The sequence below is a fragment of the Burkholderia sp. 3C genome (genome assembly GCF_054589155.1).
The window spans coordinates 1-10,122 of the sequence record NZ_BAAILN010000073.1; the positions used below are offsets into that span (position 1 = coordinate 1).

11 protein-coding genes are annotated in these 10,122 nt (G+C 68.5%); 4 read left to right on the plus strand and 7 right to left on the minus strand.

Going from position 1 to position 10,122, the window contains the following annotated elements; translation table 11 throughout:
* The 7 genes from ACYP33_RS13265 to ACYP33_RS13295 form a co-directional block, all read right to left on the minus strand.
* Window positions 1-567 (minus strand): HAD family hydrolase (locus tag ACYP33_RS13265; protein ID WP_459622221.1); only part of this gene is annotated, 567 nt, incomplete at its 3' end.
* The gene (locus tag ACYP33_RS13270; protein ID WP_459622223.1) at window positions 564-1,433 is read right to left on the minus strand and encodes a carbohydrate ABC transporter permease; all 870 of its coding nucleotides are present in this window, start codon (window positions 1,431-1,433) and stop codon (window positions 564-566) included. The genes ACYP33_RS13270 and ACYP33_RS13265, both read right to left, overlap by 4 nt.
* On the minus strand, window positions 1,430-2,374 hold the full coding sequence (locus tag ACYP33_RS13275; RefSeq protein WP_414451117.1) for a carbohydrate ABC transporter permease: 945 nt from the start codon (window positions 2,372-2,374) through the stop codon (window positions 1,430-1,432). The genes ACYP33_RS13270 and ACYP33_RS13275 overlap by 4 nt, the downstream gene beginning before the upstream one ends.
* 107 nt (window positions 2,375-2,481) lie before the next feature.
* Window positions 2,482-3,810 (minus strand): ABC transporter substrate-binding protein, encoded by a 1,329-nt coding sequence (locus ACYP33_RS13280; protein ID WP_414442949.1) that lies wholly within the window; start codon window positions 3,808-3,810, stop codon window positions 2,482-2,484.
* 70 nt (window positions 3,811-3,880) lie between these two features.
* Window positions 3,881-5,236, minus strand: a complete 1,356-nt coding sequence (locus tag ACYP33_RS13285; protein ID WP_459622226.1) for a D-tagatose-bisphosphate aldolase, class II, non-catalytic subunit — start codon at window positions 5,234-5,236, stop codon at window positions 3,881-3,883.
* Window positions 5,224-6,180, minus strand: coding sequence for a sugar kinase (locus tag ACYP33_RS13290; RefSeq protein WP_414451115.1), 957 nt, complete (start codon window positions 6,178-6,180; stop codon window positions 5,224-5,226). The genes ACYP33_RS13285 and ACYP33_RS13290 overlap by 13 nt, the downstream gene beginning before the upstream one ends.
* A 4-nt stretch (window positions 6,181-6,184) precedes the next feature.
* Window positions 6,185-6,961, minus strand: a complete 777-nt coding sequence (locus tag ACYP33_RS13295; protein WP_414451114.1) for an L-iditol 2-dehydrogenase — start codon at window positions 6,959-6,961, stop codon at window positions 6,185-6,187.
* 243 nt (window positions 6,962-7,204) lie between these two features.
* Here ACYP33_RS13295 and ACYP33_RS13300 point away from each other — a divergent pair, with 243 nt between their 5' ends.
* The 4 genes from ACYP33_RS13300 to ACYP33_RS13315 form a co-directional block, all read left to right on the plus strand.
* Window positions 7,205-7,675, plus strand: a complete 471-nt coding sequence (locus ACYP33_RS13300; protein ID WP_414442953.1) for a Fur family transcriptional regulator — start codon at window positions 7,205-7,207, stop codon at window positions 7,673-7,675.
* Between the two features lie 59 nt (window positions 7,676-7,734).
* A complete protein-coding gene (locus tag ACYP33_RS13305; RefSeq protein ID WP_459622228.1) occupies window positions 7,735-8,658 on the plus strand; it encodes a metal ABC transporter solute-binding protein, Zn/Mn family in 924 nt (307 codons plus the stop codon).
* A gap of 4 nt (window positions 8,659-8,662) precedes the next feature.
* Window positions 8,663-9,559 (plus strand): ABC transporter ATP-binding protein, encoded by an 897-nt coding sequence (locus ACYP33_RS13310; protein ID WP_459622230.1) that lies wholly within the window; start codon window positions 8,663-8,665, stop codon window positions 9,557-9,559.
* Window positions 9,552-10,122 (plus strand): metal ABC transporter permease (locus ACYP33_RS13315; protein WP_459622232.1); only part of this gene is annotated, 571 nt, incomplete at its 3' end. The genes ACYP33_RS13310 and ACYP33_RS13315, both read left to right, overlap by 8 nt.

The following is a 10,122-nucleotide window of genomic DNA, read 5'->3' on the forward strand; positions in this document are numbered from 1 at the left end:
CACCGTCATGCCGGCCGCGGCCGCGGCCGTGATGCCGGTGGCGCTGTCCTCCACCACCAGGCAGTGCGCCGGCGCGAAGCCGAGCGTGTGCGCGGCGGCCAGATAGACGTCCGGCGCGGGCTTCGGCCGCTCGACGCTGTCGGCGCAGAACAGCCGCTCGCCGAAGTGCCGCTTCAGGCCGGTGCGCGTGAGCGCCGCTTCCACGTAGGCGCGGTTGCTGTTGCTCGCGCAGGCGATCGGCAGCGCGATGGCGTCGAGCGCGGCGTCGATGCCGTCCACCGCCGGCGCCAGCACCGCGGCGCGCTCGACGGCCGTGCGGATCGCCGCCACCTCGTTCGCGTCGAGCGTGCGCCCGGCCTGCGCGGCCGCGCTTTCGAGCACGCGCTCGGTGCGCAGGCCGAGCAGCGGCATCACGATCGGCCGCACCTCGACGCCGGGCCAGCGCGCTTCCAGCTCGCGCACCAGCACGCCGGCCGCCACCGCTTCGCTGTCGATCAGGACACCGTCGCAATCGCAGATCAGCAGGCGGTCGCGGCCGCCCGTTCCGTTCGCGTTGGGCAGGCTCATTTGACCGCCCCGAACGTGAGGCCGCGCACCAGTTGCTTCTGCGACAGCCAGCCGACGATCAGGATCGGCGCGACCGCCAGCAACGAGGCCGCCGACAGCTTGGCCCAGAACAGGCCTTCGGGGCTGGAGTACGACGCGATGAACACGGTCAGCGGCGCGGCATTGGAGCTGGTCAGATTGATGCTCCAGAACGCCTCGTTCCACGACAGGATCACCAGCAGCAGCGAGGTGGACGCCAGGCCCGGCAGCGACATCGGCATCAGCAGGTAGACGATCTCCTGCCAGGTGGTGGCACCGTCGATGCGGCCCGCTTCGAGGATGTCGCGCGGAATCTCGGCGAAATACGTGAACGTCATCCACACCGCGATCGGCAGGTTGATCAGCGTGTAGACGATCACCAGGCCGCTGACGGTATCGAGGAGTCCCGAGTTTTTCCAGAGCAGGTAGATCGGCACCAGCACGCCCACCGACGGCATCATCTTGGTCGACAGCATCCACAGCAGAACCTTCTGCGTGCGCTTGGTCGGGAAGAACGCCATCGCGTAGGCGGCCGGCACCGCCAGCAGCAGGCACAGCACGGTCACGCCCACCGACACCAGGATCGAGTTCCAGGCGAAGCCGAAGTAGTTGCTGCGCGCGAACACCTCGCGGAAGCTGTCGAGCGTCGGCGTGAAGATCAGCGACATCGAATACGCCTGCTGCTCGGTCTTGAACGCGGTGATCGCCATCCAGAAGATCGGGAAGAACAGCAGCAGCGCGATCAGCCAGGCCAGCACGCCGGGAATCGCGCGGCCGAGCTTGTCGAGGCCGCCGCCGGTCTTGCGCGGCGTGGCGGCCGCGGCTTGGGTTACGCTCAGGTCGCTCATGCTTCGTACTCCCCTTTGAGGTTCTTGGCGAGCATCCGCACCAGGAAGAACGACACCACGTTCGCCAGCACCACGGCCAGAATGCCGCCGGCGGAAGCGAGACCGACGTCGAACTGCTGCAGGCCCAGCGCATAGATCAGGTAGGACAGGTTGGTGGTGGCGTTGCCCGGGCCACCGCCCGTCGTCGTGTAGATTTCGGCGAAGATCGACAGCAGGAAGATGGTTTCCATCATCACCACCACGGCGATCGCGCGCTTCAGGTGCGGCAGCGTGATGTAGAAGAACATCGCGATCGGGCCGGCGCCGTCGATGCGCGCGGCTTCCTTCTGTTCCTGGTCGAGCGACTGAATCGCCGTGAACAGGATCAGGAATGCGAACGGCAGCCATTGCCACGCGACGATCATCACCACCGCCGCCAGCGGATACTCGGCGAACCAGTCGATCGGCGCCATGCCGAACGCGCGCATCACGTGCGCGATCAGCCCGTACACCGGGTTCAGGATCATGTTCTTCCAGATCAGCGCCGAGACGGTCGGCATCACGAAGAACGGCGCGATGGCGAGCAGGCGCGCGATGCCCTGCCCGTAGAACTTGCGGTCGAACAGCACGGCCATCAGCACGCCGCCGATCACCGTGATCGCCAGCACCGCCACGATCAGCACCAGCGTGTGCCAGATCGCCGGCAGGAACGACGGATCGGTGGCGAGGTAATGGTAGTTGTCGAGGCCGGCGAAACCCTTTTCATCGGGGTTCAGCAGGTTGTAGCGCGTGAACGAATACCAGATCGTCATCGCCAGCGGAATCGACATCCACAGCAGCAGCACCGCCACCGACGGCGTGACGAGCCAGCGGGCGGGCTTGCCGCGCGCGGACTCGGAGGAAGCGGGAGACGTATCGGTCATGGGCGCCGTGGAATGAAAGGGAAGACGTAGGTGTCGCATGCTCGGACCTCTCGAATCTCGTGCGGGCGGCCGGGCGAGGCCCGGCGCGCGCCGCAGCGTTGCGATCCGGCCGCGGCCGGATCGCGCATGACGGCAGCGAGGCGGCCTTACTTCTTCAGGCCGGCCTGGCGCACCGCGCGGTCGGCGGCGGCCTGGCCGGCAGCCAGCGCCTGATCGACCGTCATCTGGCCCGCCACCGCACCCGCGATCGACTGGCCCACCACCGTGCCGAACGACTGGAATTCAGGAATCCCGACGTATTGCACGCCCGTGTACGGCACCTTCTTCAGCGACGGATCGTTGACGTCGGCCGTCTCGATCGCCTTCAGCACGAAATCCGAGAACGGCGCGGCGGCCTTGTACTCGGGGCGTGCGTAGGTCGACTGACGCGTGCCCGGCGGCACCGAGGCCCAGCCTTCGTCCTTGCCCACCGCTTCCACGTACTGCTTCGAGGTCGCCCAGGTGATGAACTTCTTGGCGGCGTCCTGTTGCTTCGACGTCTTCGGGATCGCCAGCGCCCAGGCCCACAGCCAGTGCGAGCCCTTCGGCGTGACGGCCACCGGCGCGGCCGCGAAACCGATCTTGTCGGCCACCTGCGACTGCTGCTTGTTGTAGAGCATGCCGGCCGCGACCGTCGCGTCGATCCACATCGCGCACTTGCCCGAGGCGGTCAGCGTCAGGTTCTCGTTGAAGCCGTTCGAGCTGGCGCCCGGAGGGCCGTCCTTCTTCAGCAGGTTCACGTAGAACGTGATCGCCTTCTTCCATTCCGGCGAGGTGATCTGCGCGTTCCAGTTCTCGTCGAACCAGCGGCCGCCGTAGGTGTTCACGAGCGTCGACACGTAGGCCATGTTCTCGCCCCAGCCGGCCTTGCCGCGCAGGCAGATGCCGTAGGTGCCGTTGGCCTTGTCGGTCAGCTTGTCGGCGAACTGCTCGATCTGGTCGTAGGTCGGCTGGTCGGGCATCTTGAGGCCCTTGGCCGCGAACAGATCCTTGCGGTAGTAGGTCATCGAGCTTTCGACGTAGAACGGCAGCGCGTAGAGCTGGCCGTTGTACGACAGCGAATCGCGCGCCGTCTTCACCACGTCGTTCAGATCGTAGTCGGCGGCCAGGCCCGTCATCGGCGAGAGCCAGCCGCGCTTGCCCCATTGCGGCGCCTCGTAGGTGCCGATCGCCATCACGTCGAACTGGCCGCTGCCGGTGGTGATGTCGGTGGTCGCGCGCTGACGCAGCACGTTCTCTTCGAGGATCACCCAGTTGAGCTTGATGTCGGGGTTCGCTTTCTCGAACGCCGGCGACAGCTTCTTCAACTCGATCATGTCGGGGTTGTTCAGCGTCGCGATGGTCAGCGTCGCCGCCTGCGCGGCGAGCGCCGACGAGGCGAGCGCGGCGCCGGCGAGAAGTCGCACGGCGGCGGCGATGAGCGTCTGTCCTTGCATGGCATGTCTCCTGTGTCTGTGTTATCGATTGTCGTCTACGGTCTGTCGTCGATCGAGCAGGCGCGTGGCCTCACCCGTCTTGCTGCATCCCGCACGCGCGAGCGTAGCGGGCAATCGTCTGGCGGATCCGGAATCGGACCCAGGCGGCGGCATCGTCGCCGAGCGCGTGCGAACGGCGCGCCTCGTAGACATCCGGCAGCCATTGCGCCACCAGCGTCTCGGGCGGCGCGTGCCGCGCGAGGTTCGCGAACAGGCGCTCCACCGCCGCGGCCACGGCGGGCTGCAGCCAGTAATAGCGGATCCGGTCGCTGTAGCTGAACTGGCGCGCGAGGCGCTGCGCGGCCTCGTCGCCACGGTAGTACGGCGCCCAGTGTTCGGGGCGTGCGCGCATCGCGTCGTCCACCACGTCGCGCAACCGCGAGCGGGCAGTATCGTCCACCAGCGCGTCCTCGATGTACGACAACGCGAACAGCGCCTCGCGCAATGCGAACGTGAGGCCCGGGCCGACCTTCAGGATCGCGAAGTGATCGCGCACCAGCGCCGCGAGCGCGGCCTCGGTCTGGTAATCGGTGGAATGCGCCTCGAACACGAAGCGCGGCGTATCGAGAATGCTGGCGGCCAGCTCGGCCGCTTTCGTCGGCGCGTAGTCGAGCACCTGGCGATCGTCGAAATCCACGCCCGGCTGCGCGACCACCGCCACCGTGCGCGACCACGCGGCGTCGAGCCCGTAGCGCGCGAACGCGTCGCGATGGGCGTCGAGCGTCACGCGTACGGCGTCGGCGCGCGTCACCTTGATGTGCGACATCGGGCCGGCGGCGGCATCGCCCTCGCCGGCGGTTTCGCCGCCCGGCACCGGCACTTCGGTGCCCACCACGTACACCGGCGCGGTGCCGGCCGCTTCGGCCGCGGCCTCGGCGGCGGCGCACAAGCGCGCGGCGCGCTCGGCCACCACGGTGTCGGACAGCGGCGCGACGTCGTCGGCGCAGGCCATGCTGGCGTCGAGATGGATCTTCGTGAAACCGGCGGCCACGTAGCCGGCCACCATGGTCGCGGCTTCCTGCATCGCGTCTTTCGCGGGCAGGTGCCGCCACGGGTTCGGGCCGAGGTGATCGCCGCCGAGCACGAGCCGCTCGACGGGGAAGCCGGTGCGCCGCGCGAGCGCCTCGACCTCGCGGCGGAAATCGGCCGGCGTGAGGCCGGTGTAGCCGCCGTGATGATTGACCTGGTTGCAGGTGGCCTCGATCAGCAGCGGCGAGCCGTCGTCGCGCGCCGCCTCGAACGCCGCCTCGAGCACCAGCGTATGGGCGCTGCAGACCGAATAGATGCCGCGCACCGCGCCCGCGCGGTTCGCTTCGAAGATCGCGCCGAGCGTGCGGCCCGCATCGGCGGCCGCACGCGGCGCCGCCACGGAACTCAGGCCGGACATGCGACACCTCGCTGGGTCAGGAACGCGACGATGTCGGCGGGCGAGCTGTTGCCCTCCATCGGGCCGACCTTGGCCACCGCCAGCGCACCGGCCGCGTTGGCGCGCGACAGCGCCGCGTCGATCGGCCAGCCCTGGATCAGGCTCGCCACCAGCGTGCCGCCGAAACAATCGCCGGCGCCGGTCGGATCGACCTCGGTGGTGTCGTAGCCGCCCACTTCGATCTGCCCCTGGCGGTCATACGAGGTGCTGCCGGCCGCGCCACGCTTGAGCACCACGCGCTCCAGCAGCGGCCGCGTGGCCAGCAGCCCGGCGATCGCGCGCTCGGGCGCCTGCGGGCCGCAGAAGAACGGCAGGTCGGCTTCGCTCGGCAGGAACAGGTGGCAGGCATCGAGCAAGGCTTCGAGTGCGGCGCGCATCGGCTTGAACGACAGCATCTCGGGGCGCACGTTCGGATCGAACGAGATCTTCGCGCCCACCCGCGCCGCCTCGATCACGCCGTGCTTGATCGCGGCGATCGCGTTCTCGCTGGTCAGCGACGAGCCCATCACGTGGTAATAGCGGCAGCCCTCGAACATCTCGGCCGTCACGTCGGCGGCCTCCAGCATGGCCGAGGCGCTGCCGTCGATGCTGTAGACGAACTGGCGGCTGCCATCGTCGCGATAGGCGACGAACGCCAGGCCGGTGGGCCGCGCCACGCGCCGGATCGCGCGCGATTCGACGCCGTGCGATTCCAGCCGCGCGACGATCGCATCGCCGAACGCGTCGCGCCCCACGCAGCCCGCGTAGGCCACCGAGGCGCCGAGCCGGGCCGCCTGATCGGCGAAGATGGCCGGCGCGCCGCTCGGGAACGGGCCGACGAACTCACCGGGCTCCGCAAAACCCTGGCCGCGCTTCAGGGCCACGAATTCGGCGAGCAGCTCGCCGGCGACGACGATCTCGGCCATGGCGTCAGCTCATCCAGTTGCCGCCGTCGACATTGAGCGTCTGGGCGGTGATGTAATCGGCATCGGCCGACGCGAGGAACAGCGCCGCGCCGGTCAGGTCGGCGGGCAGGCCCATGCGGCCGAGCGGCACCGCCTCGCCCACCAGGCGCTTCTTCTCGCCGAGCGGACGGTTTTCGTAGCGCGCGAACAGCGCATCGACCTGCTCCCACATCGGGGTATCCACCACGCCCGGCGCGATGCCGTTGACATTGATCCGGTGCGGCGCGAGCGCCAGCGCGGCCGATTGCGTGTAACTGAGCACGGCCGCCTTGCTTGCGCAGTAGTGCGAAACGAGTGCCTCGCCGCGGCGGCCCGCCTGCGACGACATGTTGACGATCTTGCCGCCGCGGCCCTGCTCCACCATCCGCTGCGCCACGGCCTGCATCAGGAAGAACAGGCCCTTCACGTTGACCGCGAACACGCGGTCGTACACGTCCCAGGATTCGTCGAGCAGCGGGCGCATGTCGAACAGCGCCGCGTTGTTGAACAGGATGTCGACACCGCCGAAGCGCTCCACGGCGCTGGCGACGATCCGCGCGATGTCCTCGCGCTGCGTCACGTCGGCCGTGATGGCGACGGCGCGCTCGGGATGCGCCTCGATCAACGCCGCGAGCGAACCGCTCGCCGGCTTCAGGTCGACGAGCAGGCAACGTGCGCCCTCGTCCAGATAGCGCTGGGCGACTGCCTCGCCGATGCCGCTCGCGGCGCCCGTCAAAATCGCGACCTTGTCCTGCAATCTCACGAGTGTCTCCGATATCGTTATTCGTCGTTTCATTTGGCATTCAGCGAGCTAACGCCCACCGAATGATCATTTGCTCAGATTGCGATCGAATAATCGGATACCGGGCCGGTGCTGTCAAGGCGAAAACGCCGCTTTCGATGATGCGCTGCCGCATCGCGCGCAGCCGCTTGTTGCCGCACTTCATGCAGATTCGCGAGATACGTTATATCATTCGCTTTTCATCGTCCCGACTGGTGCCCTGCCATGGCCTCGACCTCACCCCTGCAAGCCCGCCTCGCCCGCGCCGATGCGTTTGCCGCCGAACACGGGCTGACGTGGACCCCGTTGCGCCGCCAGGTGTATGAAAAGGTGCTGGCCGCCCAGCGGCCGATCGGCGCCTACGACCTGATCGGCGAACTGGCGCCCGAGCGCGGCCGGATGCCGCCCACCACCGTCTATCGCGCGCTCGACTTTCTTGTCGAGCACGGTTTCATCCATCGCATCGAATCGAAGAATGCCTTCCTCGCCTGCTGCGAGATCGGACCGCCCCATCAAGGCCAGTTCCTGATCTGCGACTCGTGCGGCGACACGGTCGAGATTCCGGGCGCCGACCTGGCGCACCAGCTCTCGTCCTGCGAATCGGCTCACGGCTTCGAGATGCATCGCCAGGTGGTCGAGCTGACCGGCCTGTGCGGCGAATGCAAGACCCATCCGAAGGGCACGCCCCACGCGTGACCCGCCCCGCCGCGCGCCCGTCCGGGCGTGCGGTTTGCCCATCCCGTCAAGGACCAAGCATGACCTTCGCCGCCTCGTCGCGCGCGCCGCTGCGCGCCCGTTTCCGTCTGACCCGCTGGCTCGCCGCCGGCTGCGCCGCGCTCTCGCTCGCCGCACCGGCCGCACCGGCCCTCGCCCAGACCGCCAAGGTGCAGGTGGTGGCCGCCGAGAATTTCTACGGCGACGTGGTCAAGCAGATCGGCGGGGCGAACGTCGCCGTGTCCAGCATCCTCAGCAATCCCGATCAGGACCCGCACCTGTTCGAAGCCAGCCCGAAAACCGCGCGCGCACTCCAGCACGCGAACCTGGTGGTCTACAACGGCGCCGATTACGACCCGTGGATGGGCAAGCTGCTGTCCGCCTCGAAGAACGCCACGCGCAAGGCCATCGTGGTGGCCGATCTGGTCGGCAAGAAGCCCGGCGACAACCCGCATCTCTGGTACGATCCCGCCACCATGCCGGCTGCCGCGAAGGCGATCGGCGCGGCGCTGTCCGAAGCCGATCCGGCCCACAAGGCCCAGTACGACGCGAACCTCGCCAGCTTCCTCGCCTCGCTCAAGCCGATCGACGCGAAGGTCGCCGCGCTGCGCGCGCAGTACAAGGGCGTGCCGGTCACGGCCACCGAGCCGGTGTTCGGCTACATGTCGGACGCGATCGGCCTCGAGATGCGCAACCTGAGCTTCCAGCTCGCCACCATGAACGACACGGAAGCCAGCGCGTCGGACATCGCCGCGTTCGAGAGCGACCTGCGCGACCGCAAGGTGAAGGCGCTCATCTACAACAGCCAGGCCGAGGAGCCGATGACGAAGCGGATGCTGAAGATCGCGAAGGACGCCTCGGTGCCCACCTTCAGCGTCACCGAGACGGAACCGGCAGGCAAGAACTTCCAGCAGTGGATGCTCACGCAGCTCGATGCGCTGAGCGCCGCGCTGGCCAAACATTGATTCCATGACCGCATCCCAACCCGCGCTCGCACTCGATCGCGTCACGCTCGAACTGGGCGGGCGCACGATCCTGCGCGACGTGAGCCTGACCCTGGACGCCGGCGAATTCGTCGGCGTGCTCGGTCCGAACGGCGCCGGCAAGACCACCCTGATGCGCGCCGTGCTCGGCCTCGTGCCGGCCGCGCAGGGCGCCATCTCGGTGGCCGGCGCGCCGGTGGCGCGCGGCAATCCCGCCATCGGCTACATGCCGCAGATCCGCAGCGCGCTGGCCGGGCGCCGCGTGCGCGGCTACGATTTCGTCGCGATGGCGGCCGACGGCCATCGCTGGGGCCTGCCGAGCGTCAACCGCGAAACCCGCGCCGATGTCGCGCGCGTGCTCGAACTGGTGGGCGCCACGGCGCTGGCTCGGCGCCCGCTGTTCGAGCTGTCGGGCGGCGAGCGCCAACGCCTGCTGCTCGCGCAATGCCTGCTCGGCGCACCGAAGCTGCTGCTGCTCGACGAGCCGCTGATCAGCCTCGATCCGCACCATCAGCGCGGCGTGGTCGAACTGGTGCGGCGCGTGCAGCAGGAGCTCGGCATCACCGTGCTGTTCTCCGCACACGAACTGAATCCGCTGCTCAACGCGCTCGACCGCGTGCTCTATCTCGGCAACGGCACGGCCGCGCTCGGCACGGTGGACGAAGTGATCACCAAGCCGGTGCTGTCGCGCCTGTACGGCTCGCCGATCGACGTGATGCGCGTGAACGGCCGCATCTTCGTGATGTCGGGCGATGTCGAAGTGGAAAAACACGATCACGAACACGAGGACGACGGCGGGCACGGTCATTCGCACTCGCATGGCGGCCACGGCCACTCCAGCCACCCCGGTCACTCGCACGGCGGACACCAGCACGATGTTTGAATACGAATTCATGGTCAACGCGTTCATCGCGTCGGGCATCGTCGCGGTGCTGGCCGGCGTGGTGGGCTATTTCCTCGTGATGCGCGGGCAGACCTTCGCCGGCCATGCGCTCTCGCACGTCGGCTTCACCGGCGCGACCGGCGCGGTGCTGCTCGGCGTGTCGCCGATCTGGGGCATGGTGGGCTTCACGCTCGCGGCCGGCATCGCGATGGGCGCGCTCGGCGAGCGGCTCGCGGGCCGCGACGTGGCGATCGGCGTGACGCTGTCGCTCGCGCTCGGCGCGGGGCTGCTGTTCCTGCATTTCTATACGAGCTACGCCACCCAGGTCACGGCACTGCTGTTCGGCAACGTGCTCGGCGTGAGCCACGGCACGCTGATGGTGCTGGCCGGCATCGGCGCGGTCAGCCTGATCGCGCTGGCCGCGATCCTGCGCCCGCTGGTGTTCGCCTCGCTGCAGCCCGAGCTGGCCGAAGCCAAGGGCGTGTCGCTGCGGCTCGTGTCGGTGCTGTTCCTGGCGATCTGCGCGCTGGCCGTCGCGGCCTGCACGCAGATCGTCGGCGTGC

Coding starts and splice junctions, on each gene's coding strand:
- ACYP33_RS13280 (WP_414442949.1), bottom strand. CDS start 3,810: ATGCAAGGACAGACGCTCATCGCCGCCGCCGTGCGACTTCTCGCCGGC.
- ACYP33_RS13285 (WP_459622226.1), bottom strand. CDS start 5,236: ATGTCCGGCCTGAGTTCCGTGGCGGCGCCGCGTGCGGCCGCCGATGCG.
- ACYP33_RS13300 (WP_414442953.1), top strand. CDS start 7,205: ATGGCCTCGACCTCACCCCTGCAAGCCCGCCTCGCCCGCGCCGATGCG.
- ACYP33_RS13270 (WP_459622223.1), bottom strand. CDS start 1,433: ATGAGCGACCTGAGCGTAACCCAAGCCGCGGCCGCCACGCCGCGCAAG.
- ACYP33_RS13305 (WP_459622228.1), top strand. CDS start 7,735: ATGACCTTCGCCGCCTCGTCGCGCGCGCCGCTGCGCGCCCGTTTCCGT.
- ACYP33_RS13275 (WP_414451117.1), bottom strand. CDS start 2,374: ATGCGACACCTACGTCTTCCCTTTCATTCCACGGCGCCCATGACCGAT.
- ACYP33_RS13290 (WP_414451115.1), bottom strand. CDS start 6,180: ATGGCCGAGATCGTCGTCGCCGGCGAGCTGCTCGCCGAATTCGTGGCC.
- ACYP33_RS13310 (WP_459622230.1), top strand. CDS start 8,663: ATGACCGCATCCCAACCCGCGCTCGCACTCGATCGCGTCACGCTCGAA.